Annotated in this window: 18 protein-coding genes and 1 pseudogene; 5 read left to right on the top strand and 14 right to left on the bottom strand. The window is 71.9% G+C overall.

Annotated features, from left to right (window positions below; all coding sequences use genetic code 11):
• The first annotated feature begins 106 nt into the window (after positions 1 to 106).
• From ABH925_RS09400 to ABH925_RS09385, 4 genes are all read left to right on the top strand, one after another.
• Positions 107 to 580 carry an Lrp/AsnC family transcriptional regulator gene (locus tag ABH925_RS09400; protein ID WP_370146790.1) on the top strand — a complete coding sequence of 158 codons (474 nt, stop codon included), beginning with the start codon at positions 107 to 109 and terminating at the stop codon, positions 578 to 580.
• On the top strand, positions 577 to 1953 hold the full coding sequence (locus ABH925_RS09395) for an aspartate aminotransferase family protein (RefSeq protein WP_370146789.1): 1377 nt from the start codon (positions 577 to 579) through the stop codon (positions 1951 to 1953). The genes ABH925_RS09400 and ABH925_RS09395 overlap by 4 nt, the downstream gene beginning before the upstream one ends.
• Before the next feature lie 200 nt (positions 1954 to 2153).
• Complete coding sequence (locus tag ABH925_RS09390; RefSeq protein ID WP_370146787.1) at positions 2154 to 2921, top strand: ABC transporter ATP-binding protein; 768 nt, start codon at positions 2154 to 2156, stop codon at positions 2919 to 2921.
• On the top strand, positions 2900 to 4030 hold the full coding sequence (locus ABH925_RS09385; protein ID WP_370146786.1) for a hypothetical protein: 1131 nt from the start codon (positions 2900 to 2902) through the stop codon (positions 4028 to 4030). The genes ABH925_RS09390 and ABH925_RS09385 overlap by 22 nt, the downstream gene beginning before the upstream one ends.
• A gap of 135 nt (positions 4031 to 4165) precedes the next feature.
• Here ABH925_RS09385 and rlmN read toward each other — a convergent pair whose 3' ends face one another.
• The 6 genes from rlmN to rpsB all read right to left on the bottom strand — a co-directional run bounded on the left by rlmN (position 4166) and on the right by rpsB (position 10272).
• Positions 4166 to 5290: a 23S rRNA (adenine(2503)-C(2))-methyltransferase RlmN gene (gene rlmN, locus ABH925_RS09380; RefSeq protein WP_370146785.1), complete on the bottom strand. Its 1125-nt coding sequence runs from the start codon at positions 5288 to 5290 to the stop codon at positions 4166 to 4168.
• 134 nt (positions 5291 to 5424) lie between these two features.
• The gene (locus ABH925_RS09375) at positions 5425 to 6501 is read right to left on the bottom strand and encodes a phosphatidate cytidylyltransferase (protein ID WP_370146783.1); all 1077 of its coding nucleotides are present in this window, start codon (positions 6499 to 6501) and stop codon (positions 5425 to 5427) included.
• 233 nt (positions 6502 to 6734) lie between these two features.
• Positions 6735 to 7292, bottom strand: coding sequence for a ribosome recycling factor (frr, locus tag ABH925_RS09370; RefSeq protein WP_370146781.1), 558 nt, complete (start codon positions 7290 to 7292; stop codon positions 6735 to 6737).
• A gap of 128 nt (positions 7293 to 7420) precedes the next feature.
• The gene (gene pyrH, locus ABH925_RS09365; protein WP_370146779.1) at positions 7421 to 8170 is read right to left on the bottom strand and encodes a UMP kinase; all 750 of its coding nucleotides are present in this window, start codon (positions 8168 to 8170) and stop codon (positions 7421 to 7423) included.
• 209 nt (positions 8171 to 8379) lie between these two features.
• Positions 8380 to 9216 (bottom strand): translation elongation factor Ts, encoded by an 837-nt coding sequence (gene tsf, locus ABH925_RS09360; protein ID WP_370146778.1) that lies wholly within the window; start codon positions 9214 to 9216, stop codon positions 8380 to 8382.
• Positions 9217 to 9339: 123 nt separating this feature from the next.
• A complete protein-coding gene (rpsB, locus tag ABH925_RS09355) occupies positions 9340 to 10272 on the bottom strand; it encodes a 30S ribosomal protein S2 (RefSeq protein WP_370146777.1) in 933 nt (310 codons plus the stop codon).
• 360 nt (positions 10273 to 10632) lie between these two features.
• Here rpsB and ABH925_RS09350 point away from each other — a divergent pair.
• Positions 10633 to 11133, top strand: a pseudogene (locus ABH925_RS09350) (peptidoglycan DD-metalloendopeptidase family protein); the annotation flags it as partial.
• 188 nt (positions 11134 to 11321) lie between these two features.
• Here ABH925_RS09350 and ABH925_RS09345 read toward each other — a convergent pair.
• The 8 genes from ABH925_RS09345 to lepB form a co-directional block, all read right to left on the bottom strand.
• The gene (locus ABH925_RS09345) at positions 11322 to 11906 is read right to left on the bottom strand and encodes a TetR/AcrR family transcriptional regulator (protein ID WP_370146826.1); all 585 of its coding nucleotides are present in this window, start codon (positions 11904 to 11906) and stop codon (positions 11322 to 11324) included.
• A gap of 43 nt (positions 11907 to 11949) precedes the next feature.
• Positions 11950 to 12750: an RNA polymerase sigma factor WhiG gene (whiG, locus tag ABH925_RS09340; protein ID WP_370146825.1), complete on the bottom strand. Its 801-nt coding sequence runs from the start codon at positions 12748 to 12750 to the stop codon at positions 11950 to 11952.
• Positions 12751 to 13400: 650 nt separating this feature from the next.
• The gene (dprA, locus tag ABH925_RS09335) at positions 13401 to 14540 is read right to left on the bottom strand and encodes a DNA-processing protein DprA (protein ID WP_370146776.1); all 1140 of its coding nucleotides are present in this window, start codon (positions 14538 to 14540) and stop codon (positions 13401 to 13403) included.
• 55 nt (positions 14541 to 14595) lie between these two features.
• Positions 14596 to 16176, bottom strand: coding sequence for a YifB family Mg chelatase-like AAA ATPase (locus tag ABH925_RS09330; protein ID WP_370146775.1), 1581 nt, complete (start codon positions 16174 to 16176; stop codon positions 14596 to 14598).
• A 1-nt stretch (position 16177) separates the two neighbouring features.
• On the bottom strand, positions 16178 to 16549 hold the full coding sequence (locus tag ABH925_RS09325) for a YraN family protein (protein WP_370146774.1): 372 nt from the start codon (positions 16547 to 16549) through the stop codon (positions 16178 to 16180).
• 172 nt (positions 16550 to 16721) lie between these two features.
• Positions 16722 to 17048, bottom strand: a complete 327-nt coding sequence (locus ABH925_RS09320) for a DUF2469 domain-containing protein (RefSeq protein ID WP_370146773.1) — start codon at positions 17046 to 17048, stop codon at positions 16722 to 16724.
• Between the two features lie 13 nt (positions 17049 to 17061).
• On the bottom strand, positions 17062 to 17592 hold the full coding sequence (locus ABH925_RS09315) for an NUDIX hydrolase (protein WP_370146772.1): 531 nt from the start codon (positions 17590 to 17592) through the stop codon (positions 17062 to 17064).
• Positions 17589 to 18302, bottom strand: coding sequence for a signal peptidase I (gene lepB, locus ABH925_RS09310; RefSeq protein WP_370146770.1), 714 nt, complete (start codon positions 18300 to 18302; stop codon positions 17589 to 17591). Before lepB ends, ABH925_RS09315 begins: the two co-directional genes overlap by 4 nt.
• Positions 18303 to 18403 lie beyond the last annotated feature (101 nt).

The raw sequence follows: 18403 nt of genomic DNA, 5'->3' as shown, positions 1-18403 counted from the left end.
GTTATCGGCAGACCTGAGCAGTGACAACGATGGAATCAGTATGTTTTGAAGCAGATCACGACGGAATCCCTTGCGAACGGGCGCTCGATAGGGCAGTGTGTCCGTCGTGGCCAACCGTGACCGGAACACCAGCGTTCCCCTCGACGCCGTCTCCAAGGCGATCATCGAGCAGCTGCAGGAGGACGGCCGGCGTCCCTACGCCAGCATCGGCAAGGCCGTCGGCCTGTCCGAGGCGGCGGTCCGCCAGCGCGTCCAGAAGCTCCTTGACCAGGGTGTCATGCAGATCGTCGCGGTGACGGACCCGCTCACCGTGGGGTTCAGCCGCCAGGCGATGGTCGGCATCACCGTCGAGGGCGACATCGAGACGGTCGCCGACGCATTGGCCGCCATGGACGAGGTGGACTACGTCGTCGTCACCGCAGGATCGTTCGACCTGATGGCCGAACTCGTCTGCGAGGACGACGAACACCTCTTCGAACTGATCAACAAGCGTATCCGCGCGCTTCCCGGCGTGCGGAGAACCGAAAGCTTCGTTTACCTGAAGCTACGGAAACAGACCTACACCTGGGGTACCCGATGAGCGCCGACCCGGCCACGAAGGACCTTTCGAAGACCGCCTACGACCATCTGTGGATGCACTTCACCCGGATGTCGTCGTACGAGAACAACCCCGTCCCCACCATCGTGAGCGGTGAGGGCACCTACATCTACGACTCCAACGGTCGCAAGTACCTGGACGGCCTCGCCGGTCTCTTCGTGGTCCAGGCCGGTCACGGCCGCGCCGAGCTCGCCGAGGTGGCCCGGAAGCAGGCGGAGAAGCTCGCCTTCTTCCCGATCTGGAGCTACGCGCACCCCGCCGCCGTCGAGCTCGCCGAGCGGCTGGCGTCCTACGCCCCCGGCGACCTCAACAAGGTCTTCTTCACCACCGGTGGCGGCGAGGCCGTCGAGACCGCGTGGAAGCTGGCCAAGCAGTACTTCAAGCTGACCGGCGAGCACACCAAGTACAAGGTGATCTCCCGCGCGGTGGCCTACCACGGCACCCCGCAGGGCGCCCTGTCCATCACCGGTCTTCCGGCCCTGAAGGCCCCGTTCGAGCCGCTGGTTCCGGGCGCCCACAAGGTCGTCAACACCAACATCTACCGCGCCCCGATCCACGGCGACAACCCCGAGGCCTACGGCCGCTGGTGCGCCGACCAGATCGAGCAGGAGATCCTGTTCGAGGGCCCGGAGACGGTCGCCGCGGTCTTCCTGGAGCCGGTGCAGAACGCCGGCGGCTGCTTCCCGCCGCCGCCCGGGTACTTCCAGCGGGTGCGCGAGATCTGCGACCAGTACAACGTGCTGCTGGTGTCGGACGAGACCATCTGCGCCTTCGGCCGCCTCGGCACGATGTTCGCCTGCGACAAGTTCGACTACATCCCCGACATCATCACCTGCGCCAAGGGCATGACCTCGGGCTACTCCCCGATCGGTGCGGCGATCATCTCGGACCGCATCGCCGAGCCGTTCTACCACGGCGACAACACCTTCCTGCACGGCTACACCTTCGGCGGCCACCCGGTCTCCTCCGCCGTGGCGCTGGCCAACCTGGACATCTTCGAGCGCGAGGGCCTCAACAAGCACGTCCTCGCCAACGAGGACGCCTTCCGCTCCACCCTGGAGAAGCTGCTCGACCTGCCGATCGTCGGCGACGTCCGCGGCAACGGCTTCTTCTACGGCATCGAGCTCGTCAAGGACAAGGTCACCAAGGAGTCCTTCAACGACGACGAGTGCGAGCGCATCCTCTACGGCTACGTCTCCAAGGCGCTCTTCGAGAACGGCCTGTACTGCCGTGCCGACGACCGTGGCGACCCGGTCATCCAGCTCTCGCCGCCGCTGATCGCCGACCAGTCGACCTTCGACGAGATCGAGCAGATCCTGCGCACGGTGCTGACCGAGGCCTGGGCCCGGATGTAGTCCATTCTCGGGTAGTCGGACAAGTCCTCTTGTCGCACCATCAGCCGCTGGGCGGCTCCGACCAGGACGGTCGGAGCCGCCCAGCGGCGTCTCACGTCCGTCCGAGTGATCGACACGACAGTTCGAAGGGGTCTTCGCGCAACCCCGAAGCGGATCACTCGTTCTAGTCTGTGAGCCATCATCACGACCCGGAGGATGCAGTGACCCTCGCCCCACCGGACAACGACGTGCTGTGGGCACGGGCGCTGGTCAAAACCCACCAGGGCACGCCCGCACTGCGCGGCGTGTCCCTCGGCGTACGCGAGGGCGAGGTCCTCGCCGTCAGCGGCCCGCGCGGCTGCGGCAAGAGCACCCTGCTGGACTGCCTGAGCGGCCTCACCCCCGCCGACGAGGGCGAGATCTGGTTCAACAGCTCCCCGGTGCACACCCTCGGCCGCGCCGCCAGGGAGCGGCTGCGCCGCGAGCGCTTCGGCTACGTGGGCCCGGAAGCGCAGCTGGTGCCGGAACTCACCGCCCGCGAGAACGTCGCCCTGCCGCTGCTGCTCGCCGGCGCGCCCCGCAAGGAGGCCACCAGCGCCGCCGCCGAATGGCTGGAACGGCTGGACGTGGCCGACTGCGCCCGCCGCCGGCCCGCCGACCTGCGCCAGGAGCAGCGCCAGCGGATCGCGGTGGCCCGCGCCCTCGCGCACCGACCCACCGTGCTCTTCGCCGACGAGCCCACCGCGCCGCTGCACCGCGAGGCCCAGGAGCAGGTGCTGCGGATACTGGTCACCGCCTCCCGCTCGCACCGGATCACCCTGGTGCTGGCCACCCACGACCCCGGTGTGGCCCGCTTCGCCGACCGGATCGCCACCATGGCCGACGGCAGGGTCAGCATCCCGGGCCGGGCCCGGGATGTGCTGGCCGCAGCCGCGGGCGCCGGCGCACGGGAGGAGGAGGCACACCAGTGTTCCCCTACCTCCGTCTAGCCCGCGGCTACAGCACGCTGGACCTGTTCCGCTGGGTGCTCACCACGGTGGCCTCGGCGACGGTCGCCGCGCTGCTGCTGCGCGCCCTGGGCCGGGCCCTGTCGCAGCCGGGCGACACCACGGCGGGGCTGGACCGGCTGCTCTGGTGTCTGCCCGCGCTCGCGGCGGTCGGCTACCTCGCGGCCAGCTGGGCCCGCTCCCTGCCGCTGCAGCGCTCGGCCCGGGTGACCGGCATGGTCGCGGCCGGAGCGGGACCGCTGCGGATGCGGCTGCTGCTCGCCGGGGAGATCGCGCTGGCCTGCGCCGTCGGCGCGCTGCTGGCGCTGGCGGGGTTCCTGGTACTGCGGGCGCACTGGCTGGAACTGCAGCCGACCGAGAGCACCCGTTTCGACCCGGCCCTGGGCGTCCACGCCGCGCTGCCGCCGGCGGCCACGCTGACCCTGATCGCCCTGGTCCCGCTGCTGGGCGGACTGGCGGCGGCCGGCGCGGTCCGCTCCGCCGACCTGCTGCCGGGCGACGACGCCGACCAGCCGCAGCGCCGGCTGTCCCCCGCCTACCTGGCGACCGCACTGGGCCTGCCGGCCGCCGGCACGGCGACCGAGCTGGCCGGACTGCGCCAGGGCGGCGCTGTGGCGGTGGCGCTGGGCTGGCTGGTCGCGGTGGTGGGACTCGCGCTGGCCGTCCCGGCCCTGCTCTACCTGCTCGGCGGGCTGCTGGCCTGGGGCCGGCCGCGCACGGCGCGCCTGCTGGCCGGCCGCGGCCTGCAGGCGGAGTCCTGGCGGCTGGGGACGCCGCTGGCGGTGCTGGCGGTCACCGGCGCGGTCGCGGTGGCGCTGTGGCACCGGATCGCCACCGGGCACGGACCGGACGGGGCGCTGCCGCTGATCGACGCGGTGCTGCTCGGCATCGCCGTGGCGGGGGCGCTGCTGACCCGTCTGGCCGAACTGGCGGTGGCCCGTCGCGCCGCCTACGCGTCACTGCGCCGGATGGGCGCCTCCGGCGGCCTGCTGCGGCAGTCGGCCGCGCTCCGGGTCGGCGCGGCCGCCCTGGTGGTGCTGGCGACCGGGACCGGCGCCGCCGCCCTGGCCGCCGCCGCGCTGTCGTCCTGACGGCTCGTCCCTGAGGGCTCATCCTGACGGCCCCGGGCCGTCGCCCTGGAACTCCCGGAACCAACGGCCGACGGCCGGGGCCCCGACTCCTGGTCGGGTCCCCGGCCGCCCGGCCGGATCCTGCGCTGCTGCTGCCTAGCCGGCCGCGGCGAGCTGGCCGCAGGCTCCGTCGATCTCCTGGCCGCGGGTGTCCCGGACCGTCACCGGGACGCCGTGCTGCTGGAGCCGGCGGACGAACTCGCGCTCGTCCTCGGGCCGGGATGCCGTCCACTTCGACCCGGGTGTCGGGTTCAACGGGATCAGGTTCACATGCGCCCGGTGGCTCTTGAGCAGCCGACCCAGCAGGTCCGCGCGCCATGCCTGGTCGTTGATGTCCTTGATCAGCGCGTACTCGATGGAGATCCGGCGCCCGGACCGCTCGGCGTAGGCCCAGGCCGCGTCCAGCACCTCGGCGACCCGCCAGCGGGTGTTCACCGGCACCAGCGTGTCCCGCAGCTCGTCGTCCGGGGCGTGCAGCGAGACCGCGAGCCGGACGCTGAGCTCCTCGTCCGCGAGCCGGTTGATCGCCGGGACCAGGCCGACCGTGGAGACGGTGATCCCGCGCTGGGACAGCCCGAAGCCGCCCGGGGCCGGGTCGGTGAGCCGGCGGATCGCCGCGATCACGCGCTTGTAGTTGGCCAGCGGCTCGCCCATCCCCATGAAGACGATGTTGCTGAGCCGGACCGCCCCGGACTCGCCGGAGCCGTCCGCACCGAACTCGCCGTCCTTGATCGACCGCATTCCGGCGGCGATCTGCTCGACGATCTCGGCGGTGGACAGGTTCCGGGTCAGCCCGGCCTGGCCGGTGGCGCAGAACGGGCAGTTCATGCCGCAGCCGGCCTGCGAGCTGATGCACATGGTCACCCGGTCGGGGTAACGCATCAGCACGGACTCGACCAGCACGCCGTCGAAGAGCTTCCACAGCGTCTTGCGGGTGCTGTCGTCGTCGCAGGAGACGTTGCGGACCACGCTCATCAGCTCGGGGAACAGTCCCTCGGCGAGCTTGGCGCGGGACGCGGCCGGGATGTCGGTCCACTCGTCCGGCCCCGCCGAGAGGCGGGAGAAGTACTGGCGCGACAGCTGGTCGGCCCGGAAGGGCTTCTCGCCCAGCTCGGCGACGGCCTCACGGCGCTCGGCGGCGCTGAGGTCGGCAAGGTGGCGCGGCGGCTTGGCGCCTCGCGGCGCGACGAAGGTGAGTTCACCGGGAATGGGCTTAGGCATGATTCCCCCAGTGTCGCAGGTCGGCGCGGAACTCCCGAAACGGCGAGGCCCCGGACACCGTCGGCGTCCGGGGCCTGCGCTCGCTCGGGCCTCCGGACCTGCTCCGGTGCTAGGCCTGCCGGGGGGCCGGGCTGTCAGCTGCCCGCGCCGACGAAGCCGACCAGGACCAACCACACCACCGGGGCGGTGGGCAGCAGCGAGTCGAGCCGGTCCATGATGCCGCCGTGGCCCGGCAACAGCGTGCCCATGTCCTTGATGCCGAGGTCACGCTTGATCATCGACTCGCCGAGGTCGCCCAGGGTGGCGCTGACCGCCACGCACGCCCCCAGCACCAGCCCCTGCCACCAGGAGCCGTTGTCGATCATCCAGTGCATCCCCAGCGCGCCGACCAGCATGCACAGCAGCACGCCGCCGGCCAGACCCTCGCGGGTCTTGCCGGGGCTGATCCGGGGCGCCAGCTTGTGCTTCCCGAAGCGCGAGCCGGCCGCGTAGGCGCCGGTGTCGCTGCACACGGTCAGCACCATGAAGATCACCACCCGCTGCGGACCGTCGTCCGCGGCCAGCATCAGCATCACGAAGCTGGCCAGGAACGGCACGTAGAAGGCGGTGAAGACGCTGGCCGTGACGTCCCGCAGATAGTTCTCCGGCGGTTCGCTCATCCGCCAGACCAGCACCGCCAGGCTGGTCAGGGCCAGGGCGATCAGGGCCGCCTCGGGGCCGCCGAGGTAGGCGGCCACCAGCATGCCGCAGCCGCCGACCGCCAGCGGCAGCAGCGGGACCCGGATGTCCTTGCTCTCCGCCAGGCGGCTGGTGAGCTCCCACATGCCGATCACCACGACCGCCGCGACCACGCCGACGAACAGCCACTTCACGATGAACAGCGAGACCACGACGACCGCGCCCAGACCGAGCCCGACCCCGACGGCGGCGCGCAGATCGCGCCCCGCCTTCGGTGTCCTGGCCGGTTTCGGGGCCGCGGGGGTGGGTCCTGGGTCGGTCATCGGCGGTGCCTCGGTCCTGATCGGTGGCAGCACCGTGGTCTGCTCCGCCGCTGCGACCTGCGCCGCGGCGGGGTCGACGTCGTCACGGAACAGAGGTCCGCTCAGACGGGTGGCGCTTGCTTCCTGTGCACCCGGCCCGGAATCGGGAAGCTGTCCGGAGAAACGTTCCGGTCCGGGGTGCGAGGGGGACATGTACTGAGTCTGCGTCATACCGTCCGTACCCTGCAGCGGGAACTGCTGCGAGTGGCCGAGGGCCGGTCCCCCCCAGTGCGGGGGGACCGGTCCGTCGACCACCGGCGGCATCAGCCGGGTGGCCGCATCCTCGTCCCCGGGCAGTACTCCCTCAGGAGGCGCGTTCCTGAAGCCGGCGGAGTCGTGGCCCTGCGTACGGGCCCCGGCGCCGCCGTCTCCGGCTGCAGGCCCCCAGAAGGAGTCGTGGTTCATCAGACCTCGAGCAGCTCGGCTTCCTTGTGCTTCAGCAGCTCGTCCACCTGCGCCACGTAGCGCGCGGTGACGTCTTCGAGCTCCTTCTCGGCGCGGCGCACCTCGTCCTCGCCGACCTCGCCGTCCTTGTTGAACTTGTCCAGGGTCTCCTTGGCCTTGCGACGCACCGCACGGATGGAGATCTTGGCATCCTCGCCCTTGCCGCGCGCGACCTTGATGTACTCGCGCCGGCGCTCCTCGGTGAGCTGCGGGAAGATCACCCGGATGATGGACCCGTCGTTGGACGGGTTCACTCCCAGGTCGGAATTGCGGATCGCTTCCTCGATGACCCGCAGCGAGGTCTTGTCGAACGGCGAGACGACCGCCATCCGGGGCTCCGGCACCGAGAACGACGCCAGCTGGTTGATCGGGGTCACCGCACCGTAGTACTCGGCGACGATCTTGCTGAACATCGCGGGGTGCGCACGGCCGGTCCGGATCGCGGCGAAGTCGTCCTTGGCGACGGCGACGGCCTTCTCCATCTTCTCCTCGGCCTCAAGGAGGGTCTCTTCGATCACAATGTGCTCCTGTCCGGTGCTACCCGGTCTCGACTCCTGCTGTGCGGGCACTGCTCGATGACTGCTGGGTGGATTCTCTACCGGGCACGCTGCTGGAGGACCGGTGGATTGTCCATCCCCTGCGGGGGTCACGCCTCCTGGTCGGCTGCCCCGCTGATCAACGTGCCGATCTTCTCACTGCGCACGGCGCGGGCGATATTGCCCTCGGCGAGCAGCTCGAAGACGAGCATCGGCAGGTCGTTGTCCTTGCAGAGCGTGATCGCGGTGAGGTCGGCGACCTTGAGGTCGCGCGCGATCACCTCGGAGTATCCCAGGGTGTCGAACTTCACCGCGTCCGGGTTGGTCTTGGGATCGGAGTCGTAGACCCCGTCGACCCCGTTCTTCCCCATCAGCAGAACCTCGGCCTGGATCTCCAGGGCCCGCTGCACGGCGGTGGTGTCGGTGGAGAAGTAGGGCATGCCCATACCGGCGCCGAAGATCACGACGCGGCCCTTCTCCAGGTGCCGGATGGCCCGCAGCGGCAGGTAGGGCTCGGCGACCTGGCCCATGGTGATCGCGGTCTGGACCCGGGTCTCGATGCCCTCCTTGTTCAGGAAGTCCTGCAGCGCCAGACTGTTCATCACGGTGCCGAGCATGCCCATGTAGTCGGACCTGGCCCGGTCCATGCCGCGCTGCTGCAGCTCCGCGCCGCGGAAGAAGTTGCCCCCGCCGATCACGACGGCGACCTCGGTGCCGCCGCGGACCACGGTGGCGATCTCCCGGGCGATCGCGTGCACGACGTTGGGGTCGACGCCGAGGCCGCCCCCGCCGGCGAACGCCTCCCCGGAAAGCTTGAGCAGCACGCGGCGACGCGTGCCCTCCTGCGCGGTCATCTGCATCGACTCCTCCTGGTGCACGAACTGCGGGTACTGCCGGTCCTACGGGTACTGCCGTCCTACGGGTACTGCGGGTGCTGCCGGTGGTACGGGTGCTACTGGTGCCGCGCGTACGAGAGGAGGCCACCGCCGCGGGCACCGGGTACGGATACCTGCACGGCAGTGGCCTCCTCATCGCTATTCACGACTTACATCGTATGGGACCTGACTGGTCAGGCGCCGACGCGGAAACGCGCGAAGCGGACCAGCTTGACGCCGGCCTCGTCCAGGACCTTCTGGACGGTCTTCTTGCTGTCCTTGGCGAAGGCCTGCTCCAGGACCGAGTTCTCCTTGACGAAGCCGGTGACCCGGCCCTCGACGATCTTCGGCAGGGCAGCCTCGGGCTTGCCCTCCTCGCGCGCGGTGGCCTCGGCGATGCGACGCTCGCTCTCCAGCGCCTCGGCCGGGATCTCCTCGCGGGAGAGGTACTTGGGGGCGAAGGCGGCGATGTGCTGCGCGACGTCCTTGGCGATCTCCGCGTTCTCCTGGTCGAGCTCGACCAGCACGCCGATGGCGGGCGGCAGGTCGGGGTCGGTGCGGTGCATGTACGCGGAGACGTACGCGCCACCGGTGAACTGGGCGAAGCGGCGGAAGACGATCTTCTCGCCCAGGCCCGCGTTCGCCTCGTCCACGAACTGCTGGACGGTCTGGCCCGGGTTGATCTCGCTGGCCAGCGCGGTCTCGATGTCGGCCGGGGAGGTCTTCGCGACGTGGGCGGCCAGCGCGTTGGCGACCTCCACGAAGCGGCCGCCCTTGGCGACGAAGTCGGTCTCGCAGTTCAGCTCGACCAGCACACCGGAGTTGCCGCCCTCCAGCAGGGAGACCACGGCACCGTTGGAGGCGTCACGGCCCTCGCGCTTCGCGACGCCCTTCTGGCCCTTGATACGCAGCAGCTCGACGGCCTTCTCGACGTTGCCCTCGGCCTCGTCCAGAGCCTTCTTGCAGTCCATCATCCCGGCGCCGGTGAGCTCACGGAGCTTCTTGACGTCCGCGGCGGAGGTGTTCGCCATTCTTCTTCAGTCTCTTCTCGCGATGTCGGTGGAGGGGACCGGGCGCCACTGGATCACAGTGCCGCCCGACACGATGCGAGGGGTACGCCGGCGTCAGCCGCCGTACCCCTCGCCCTGAAGTCGTCAGGCCTGCTCGGCCTCGGCGGCGGGGGCCTCGGCGGCAGCCTCGACGGGGGCCTCGGCCACAACCTCGGCCGGGGTCTCAACCGGGGCCTCGGCGGGGGTCTCGGCCGGGGTCTCGACAGCGGCGTCCGCGGCGGGGGCCTCGTCAGCCTTCTTCTCGCCCTCGACGAGCAGCTCGCGCTCCCAGTCGGCCAGCGGCTGGTCGGCACCGGTCTCGACCTTGGCGTCGCCCTTGGCGGCACCGGAACGGGCCATCAGACCCTCGGCCACGGCGTCGGCGATCACGCGGGTCAGCAGCGTGACCGAGCGGATGGCGTCGTCGTTGCCGGGGATCTTGTAGTCGACCTCGTCGGGGTCGCAGTTGGTGTCGAGGATCGCGACGACCGGGATCCGGAGCTTGCGCGCCTCGCCGACGGCGATGTGCTCCTTCTTGGTGTCGACGATCCACACCGCGGACGGCACGCGCTGCATGTCGCGGATACCGCCGAGGGTCTTCTCGAGCTTGGTGTGCTCGCGCTCCAGGACCAGGAGCTCCTTCTTGGTGAGGCCGGAGGCGGCCACATCCGTGAAGTCGATCTCGCCGAGCTCCTTCATCCGCTGGAGGCGCTTGTAGACCGTCTGGAAGTTGGTCAGCATGCCGCCGAGCCAGCGCTGGTTGACGTAGGGCATGCCCACGCGCGTGGCCTGCTCGGCGATGGCCTCCTGCGCCTGCTTCTTGGTACCGACGAAGAGGACGCTGCCGCCGTGGGCAACGGTCTCCTTGACGAACTCGTAGGCGCGGTCGATGTAGTTCAGCGACTGCAGCAGGTCGATGATGTAGATGCCGTTGCGCTCCGTGAAGATGAAACGCTTCATCTTCGGGTTCCAACGACGGGTCTGGTGACCGAAGTGGACGCCGCTTTCCAGCAGCTCCCGCATCGTGACGACGGCCATGGCCGTACTCCTAGGTTTCTCGGTTGTCCGCGGTGACCGGGAGGTCGCCGCGCCTGACGCCCTGACCGTGCCTGGCCTTGACGGACCGAGCGGCACTTCACCGGGCGGGACTGAGCCGAAACACCGGTGGCGGGGCGTGCGAAGTCGACCCGGCACGCCGGGTCGCGACTGAAGTGTACGGGAATCGCTGGACACCGAGCGACACGGACGGTTCGGGCCCCCTGTCGGCGGTCCCGTGGCCGCGCGCCTTGCCCGTCGGTTCGCCCGCGCGGGTGAGCCGGTTGTCCACAGGGCGGGGTCTGTCCACAGCGGAGGCCTGGGCGCCGTCGGGCGTCCGTGCGGGCGAGGAGAGTCGCGGGCATGAAATCGACTCCTGGAACCGCCCCCACGCTCGCTCTCCCCCGCACGGCGACCGGCAGGCCGCCGTCACCGGACGGCAGGCGGGTACTGCTCACCCTTGGACTGCTGCTGTGGCTGGCGATGACGCTGATCGGCCCGGCCCAGCGGGCCCACGCGCTGGGCCGGGGACAGTCACCCGGGCCTGCCGGGCGGCCGCTGCTGCCCACCGGTGGCGGGCTTGCCGACGTGCTGCGGCGCTTCGATCCGCCGCCGCTGCCCTGGGCGCCCGGCCACCGGGGCGTGGATCTGGCTGCTCCGGCCGGTACTCCGGTGCGTGCGGTGAAGGGCGGCGTGGTCTCCTTCGCCGGGGTGATCGCCGGGACCGGGGTGCTGGCGATCACCCACCCGGGAACCGGGGAGCCGCCACTGCGCACCACGTACCAGCCGGTGGAACCGCTGCTGCCGCAGGGCGCGGCGGTGGCCGCCGGGCAGGTGATCGCGCGGGTGGCCGGACCCGCGCCGGGGCACTGTCCGGTGCCCTGTCTGCACTGGGGGCTGGTGCGGGGCCACCGGCACTACCTGGACCCGCTCGCGCTGGTCGGCCCCGGGCGGGCGCGGCTACTGCCCCTCCGGGCGGGCGCACCCGTCGCGGCGGGTCGGTCTCGCGGGGCGGGTCGGTATCGCGGGGCGGAACGAACGCGCGGGGCCGTTCAGACGGTCGTGGCGGCGAGCCCGGTCGACGGGGTGACGCCGTGCAGCACGAGTTGGACCGCGGCATCGACGATGGCCTCAGGCTCCTCGGCCGCGCCCAGTTCCAGGCGCTTGACCGCGGCCTGGACGATGCCCTGCAGCAGCGTGGCGGTCAGCCCCGGCTGCGGGTGGCCGAGTTCGGCCAGCGCGCTGACGACCAGTCCGACGAACTGGCCGTGCGCGGCCCGGATCCGCTCACGGGCGGAGTCGTCCAGCTCCCCTGCCGAGATCGTCGCCAGGGCACGGTGCCGGGAGTCGCCGGCCAGAGCCAGCTGCACCCTGACGTACGCCTCCACCCGTCCCTGCGGCGAGTCCGCCAGGGCGACCGCGCCGGCGACCTCGGCGGCCCAGGAGGGGAAGTCGACGGCACACAGTTCCTCCACCACCGCGGCGCGGGAACGGAAGTACTCGTACACCGAGGAGCGGGCCAGACCGGTGCGGCTCGCCAGGGCCGGGAAGGTCAGCGCCTCCATACCGCCTTCGGCGAGCAGCGCTCGGGCTGCCTCCAGGAGGGCGTCACGCTGCAGCTGACGGTGCTCGGCCAGGGTGGCAGCTCGGATTCGTGGCACGGGGAACAGCTTACGGGGGTCACCTGGCGTCGGAGAGCTTCGCCCGGAGCTGGATCACGGCCTTGGTGTGGATCTGGCTCACCCTGCTCTCGGTCACTCCGAGAACCTGTCCGATCTCGGCGAGCGTGAGGCCCTCGTAGTAGTACAGGCTGACCACGGTCTTCTCACGGTCGGGGAGGGTGTTGATGGCCCGGGCCAGCAGTCGCCTCAGCTCTCGGCTCTCGGCGACCTCCACCGGATTGTCGGCGGCGGTGTCCTCAAGGGTGTCGACCAGCCTGACCCCGTCGGCTGCTTCGCCGCCGGGGTGCAGCAGTTCGTCCAGGGCGACGACGTTGGCGAGGGAGAGCTGACTGAAGATCGCGTGCAGGTCCTCGATGGCGACCCCCATCTCGGCGGCCACCTCGGGATCGTTGGGGGTCCGACGCAGGCTCACCTCCAGCGTGGCGTATGCGCGTTCGACGGCCTTGGCCTTCTGCCGCACCGACCGCGGGATCCAGTCCAGAGCGCGGAGTTCGTCGATGATGGCACCACGGATCCGGCTGATGGCATAGGTCTCGAACTTGATCGCCCGCTCGGGGTCGAACTTCTCGATGGCGTCGATCAGCCCGAACACCCCGGAGGAGACGAAGTCGGCCTGCTCGACGTTGGCCGGGAGGCCCACCCCGACGCGGCCGGCGACATATTTCACCAGCGGCGAGTAGTGCAGGATCAGTTGCTCGCGCAGCCTCGGGTCCCCGCTGGACTTGTAGCCGCGCCACAGGTCGTCCAGCGGACGGCGCGGGGCCGGGGTGACGGCGGCCGCCCCGCGCTGCGGCGCCACGCCGGCGGAACAGACGGGAGCGGCGTAGCCCGGTGCGAAGGCGGGCGCGGTGACGGTGCCGTCGACCGGCGCGCGGCCGGGCGCGGGGGCCGGGCCGGGGACCGGTACGAGGTTCCGGTTGTCGGCGGGCCCGAGGTCGCGTCCGGCCACAGGTGCGAAGCCGGGGGCAGGGGCGGGCGCGAGGCCGAGCCCTGGGACGACGGCGCGCGCGGGGGCGGAGGCAGAGGCGGGCGCGGAGGCGGGGACGACGGCGCGCGCGGAGGCGGGGGCGGGCACAGGGGCGCCTGCGAGGTCCGGCACCGCCGGGGGTGTGGGCTCGGGAGGGAGGCCCGGCGCGGCGGGGGGCGCTGACCGGGCGCCGGGGGCCGGCGTTCGGGCGGACGGGACGGCGCCGGGGTTACTCCAGGTCTCGCCCTGGGTGGCCGCGCCTCGGGCAGGCGCGGAGCGGAGGCGCCTGGCGTCGGAGGCGCGGGGTTCGTCCCCGGGGAAGCCTGAGTACCTGAACATGCGTCGTCGTGTGCCGTTCTGCTGATCCACCTACTGCGTTCGGTCGAGCGGTTGTGAGCGTAGCGTGACCGAGTGCTCTCTGAGAGCTATGCACAACGGGCGCTCGCTCGATCAGGTGGGTCCACGCGGGGGCGCGCCCGGCCTCATGCGAGCCGCCAGTGCGCACCCGTCCGCGCCACCAGCCCGAGCGAGCCCAGCTCGTAGAGGCGTTGCAGCACCGTGTCGGCGGCCAGTCCCGAGCCCCGGACCAGCCGTTCCACCGGCGCGCCCTGCGCACCGGCCGGAACGGCTTCGAGGACCCGCAGCGCGTCCGCGCTCAGCTGGTCCCGTGCGAGGATCGGCCCCCGGCGCGTCGGGGCGAGATCAGTACCGATGTCGCCGACCTGTTCGATGATCTCGGCGGCCTCGGTGACCAGGGTCGCACCGGAGCGCAGCAGGGCGTGCACGCCCGTCGAGAGCTCGCTGGTGATCGGTCCGGGGATGCCCATGACCATCCGGTTCAGGTCCAGGGCGCGCCGGGCCGTGCTCAGCGCACCGCTGCGGCGCGCGGCCTCGACCACGACGGTGCCCCGGGTGAGAGCCGCGATGACCCGGTTGCGGAGCAGAAAGCGCGGTTTGGTCGGATGCGCCCCCAACGGCAGTTCGCTGACCAGCAGGCCCTGTTCGGCGATGCGTGCCAGCAAGGCGCTGTGCCCGCGCGGGTAGATCTCGTCGACGCCGCAGGCCAGCACCGCCATGGTGATCCCGGTGGCCGCCAGCGCCCCGCGATGCGCTGCGGCGTCGATGCCGTAGGCGCCCCCGGAGACCACGACCCAGGCGGCGTCGGCGAGCTCTGCGGCCAGCGCAGAGGCAGTGTGGGTGCCGTAGGCGGTGCAGGCACGAGCCCCGACCATGGCCACCGAACGCAGCGCGAGCAGCCGCAGCGAGACGCCCCCGCGCACCCACAGCGCCACCGGCCGGATCGGGCCGAGGTCGTCGAGCTGACTGGGCCAGTCCGCGTCGCCGGGGCAGACCAGGCGGGCACCGAGGCTCCGGGCCCGGTCGAGGTCGACGGCGGGGCGGGCCACGGCCGCCCGGGCGCGGTAGCCCTCGGCGTTGCGGGCGAGCGGCGCGGGCAGGTGGCGGCCGAGACTGAGCCGGTCCAGGGCCTCGATCGGGCCGTGCTCGGCCAGCAGCAGCCCTGCCGGCTCGTCTCCGGGCTCGATGATGCGGCTCAGCGCGGCCCGGGCGAGTCGCTCGGTGTCCGGAACGGTGCGCAGGTCCGCGAGGGTGTCGGTGAGCAAGCGGCCAGCCTCCTGGTGTCGGTCGCGGCGGTCGGTCGACGGGTACGGCGGCCGGTCAGAGGCCGCTGCGCAGGGCCAGGGCGGTGCGGACCTCGTCGCGGCCCGGGCGGTCCAGGCCGCCGAGGTCCGCGGCCGTCCAGGCCACCCGCAGCACCCGGTCCAGACCTCGCGCGGTGAGCAGGCCGCGCTCCATCTCGCGTTCGGCGTCGGAGCAGGCTCCGGGTTCCAGCCGCCAGCGGGTGCGCAGGGCGTGGCCGGGCACCTCCCCGTTGGTCCGCCACGGCGTGTCCCTGAGCCTGGCCGCGGCACGGTCCCGGGCGGCCAGCACCCGGGCGGCGACGGTCGCGGTGCTCTCGGCAGTGGTGTCGCGGTCCATCAGCTCCATCCGGGTCACCGCCTCCACCTGGACCCGCAGGTCGACCCGGTCCAGCAGCGGCCCGGAGAGCCTCGCCTGGTAGCGGGTGACCATGGTCGGACTGCACTCGCACCCCTCCCCGCGCCGGGACCAGCGCCCGCAGGGGCAGGGGTTGGCGGCCAGCAGCAGCAGGAACCTGGCGGGCAGCCGGAGTGATCCGGCCGAGCGGGCGATCACCACCTCGCCGCTCTCCAGCGGCTGGCGCAGGGCGTCCAGCACCCGGACCGGGAACTCGGGGGCCTCGTCCAGGAAGAGCACGCCGCGGTGGGCCAGCGACACCGCGCCCGGGCGCGGCAGGCCGCTCCCGCCGCCGACGATGGCGGGCATGGTGGTGGAGTGGTGCGGGGCGCAGTAGGGGGCGCGCTGCACCAGCGGGCGACCGGCGGGCAGCAGTCCGGCGACCGAGTGCACCGCGGTCACCTCCAGTGCTTCCTCCGGGGTGAGCGGTGGCAGGATCCCCGGCAGCCGCTCAGCCAGCATGGTCTTCCCGGCTCCCGGCGGGCCCTTCAGGAAGAGGTGGTGGCCTCCTGCGGCGGCGATCTCCAGCGCCCTGCGGGCCTCGTACTGGCCCGCCACGTCCGCGAGATCGCCGCAGCCGGCCTCGCCGACCGCCCGCCCCCGGACCCCGAGGCCGGGCAGCGAGAGACCGGCGAGGGCGCGGCCCGGCAGCGCGGGCTCCTCACTCTCCGGCTCCTCCTCGGGCGGGGCCTCGCCGCCGAGCAGGGCGAGGAGCTCGCGCAGCGACCGCACGCCGCTCACCACCATGCCCGGCACCAGCGCAGCCTCGGCAGCGGTCTCCCGGGGCACCACGACCTGCTGGTACCCGGCGTCCGAGGCGGCCAGGACGGCCGGCAGCACCCCGCGCACCGGCCGGACCCGGCCGTCCAGGCCGAGCTCGCCGATCAGCAGCAGCCGGGCGATGACGGCGGGATCGAGACGGTCGGCGGCGGCCAGCACGGCGCAGGCGATGGCCAGGTCGAAACCGCTGCCGCTCTTGGGCACCGAGGCGGGCGACAGACCGACGGTGAGCTTGCGCTGCGGCCACTTCTCGCCGGAGTTCACCACTGCCGCGCGCACCCGGTCCCTGGCCTCACTGAGGGCCTTGTCGGGCAGGCCGACGATGGTGAAGGCCGAGACGCCGGGTTCCAGGTCTGCCTGGACCTCCACCACCACGCCGTCGACGCCGACCAGCGCCACCGAGCCGGTATGGGCGAAGGCCATCTCAGCCCACCGCCCCTGGCAGGTGGTGGATCCTGGCCGCGCCCCGGCGGCCGTGCACGACGCAGAGCACGTCGATCCGCACCCCGCCGGGCGGCGGCGGGGCCTGCCAGCGCTCCGCCAGCCAGCGCTCGGCGAGTCGGACCAGCTGCTCGGCCTTGACCGGGTCGACCGCTTCCGCCGGGCTCTGGAAGCCGTGCTCGGAACGGGTCTTCACCTCGCAGACGGCGAGGGTGTCGCCGTCCAGGGCGACGATGTCCAGCTCACCGGCTCGGCAGCGCCAGTTGCGATCCAGCACGGTCAGCCCGGCGGCGGCCAGATGGCGGGCGGCGGCGTCCTCGCCGTAGCGGCCGAGGGCCTGTGTGCGTGCGGTCATCACGATCACCTCCGGGCAGCAATCTGCCGGGTACTGAGGGGCCGGACCAGCGGTCTGCGGCGGCCTGTGCACAGATCCGGGGGTGGGCAAAAAACCGCCGCCCGGAAGGGTGATCCGGGCGGCGGAATGTTGACGACGTCGACCGTCGTTCAGCGGCGGCTGTTCGGTACGGTCAGGGCCCGAAGCCGGGTTCGTCGGAGGGCAGCTCCAGATCGCTCTTGGCGAGCTCCTCCACATTGACGTCCTTGAAGGTCAGCACTCTGACCTTGCGAACGAATCGAGCCGGTCGGTACATGTCCCAGACCCAGGCGTCCGCCATCGACACCTCGAAGAACACCTCGCCCTGGACCGAGTGCACCTGCAGCTCGTAGTCGTTGGTGAGGTAGAAGCGGCGTTCGGTCTCGATCACGAACTTGAACAGCCCGACGACGTCGCGGTACTCCCGGTAGAGCTTGAGCTCCATCTCGGTCTCGTACTTTTCGAGGTCCTCGGCACTCATCCCCACGTTCCCCTCAGCTGTGCGTATGTTCGTCCATTGTGGACCACGGGGCAGTGCTGAGGAGCCTGACCGGGCGGTCCGGTGCCCCGTGGGCCTCCGGGTCCGCCAGCAGCGCGGCCAGCAGCGGGGCCAGGCCCTCCGGGTAGACCGTGTCCGGGGTGCCGGTCAGCGCGTCCACCGTCCACCAGCGCAGTTCGTCGACGGTGCGCTGCTCCAGCTCGGTCTGACCGGAGGCGTCCAGCGCGGTGGTACCGGTCCTGGCCAGGTAATACCACTCGTCCTGGTCGAAGCTGCGCCCGTCGAACGTGAACGCACTGGAGCGGCGGGCGACCAGCGGGCCGAGGGCGACATCCTTGATGCCGGTCTCCTCGGCCACCTCGCGCAGCGCCGCGTCGGTGAGGCTCTCCCCCGGCTCCACGCCCCCGCCCGGGGTGAACCACCAGTGCCGCCCCGGCACCAGCGGGTCGAAACCGTGCAGCAGCAGGATCCGGTCGGCCGGGTCGAGCAGCAGCACCCGGGCGGCCCGTCGCTTGGGCTCCGTCATCCGCGACTCCCTCGCCGTCTGGTCAGCAGTCCACCGACGGTACCCGCTGCCGCCGTCAGCAGCACCAGCGCGCCACCGCCGAGGGTGGCCGCGACGGCGAGGGCCAGCGGGCCGTGCGCGGTGGCGTCCTGTCCGGGCAGGGCGTCGAAGGCGGCGGTGCGCTGGATCGTACGGGCCGACCCGAGCGGCCAGACCGTGCCCTCGACCCTGCCCACCACGCCGGAGGCGGCCACGGTGCCGTCGTCGACGCCCAGGTGGGTCCGCGAGTCCAGCGACACCGCGCGGTTGTCGCCCAGCAGGAACAACCGCCCGGCCGGGACGGTGGCGCTGAACTTCGTGCTGCCCAGGCTGCTGCCGAGGCCGGTCGCCAGATAGGGCTCGGTCACCGGGACGCCGTTGACGGTGAGCCTGCCGGTCGCGTCGCAGCAGGCGACCCGGTCGCCGCCGAGGCCGACCACCCGCTTCACCTCGGGCACGTTGCCCCAGAGCGGATCGCGGAACACGACCACGTCACCGCGCCCGATGTCCTGCGGCTTCACCGGGTGCGCCAGGATGGTGTCACCCGGCTGCACGGTCGGGACCATCGAGGCGGTCGGCACGGAGTAGGGGCGGTACTGCACCGCCAGCAGCACGAAGCCGCCGATCAGTCCCAGCAGTCCGACGGCTATGCCGACCCCCTGCAGCACCCGTCCCAGTCCACGTACCGACATGTGCCCGCTCCCAAGCTCAGGTGTCCTGGCAGCGGAGAGGCCGCAGGACGTCCCAGCAGATTACTGGTCGGTACTGCGGCCTTCGCAAGGGTTGCCGGATG

Source organism: Streptacidiphilus sp. EB129 (genome assembly GCF_041262645.1).
In the GTDB taxonomy this organism is placed as follows: Bacteria; Actinomycetota; Actinomycetes; order Streptomycetales; family Streptomycetaceae; genus Streptacidiphilus.
The sequence above is the reverse complement of the archived record's forward strand: the minus strand, read 5'-3'. Positions and strand labels throughout refer to the sequence as shown.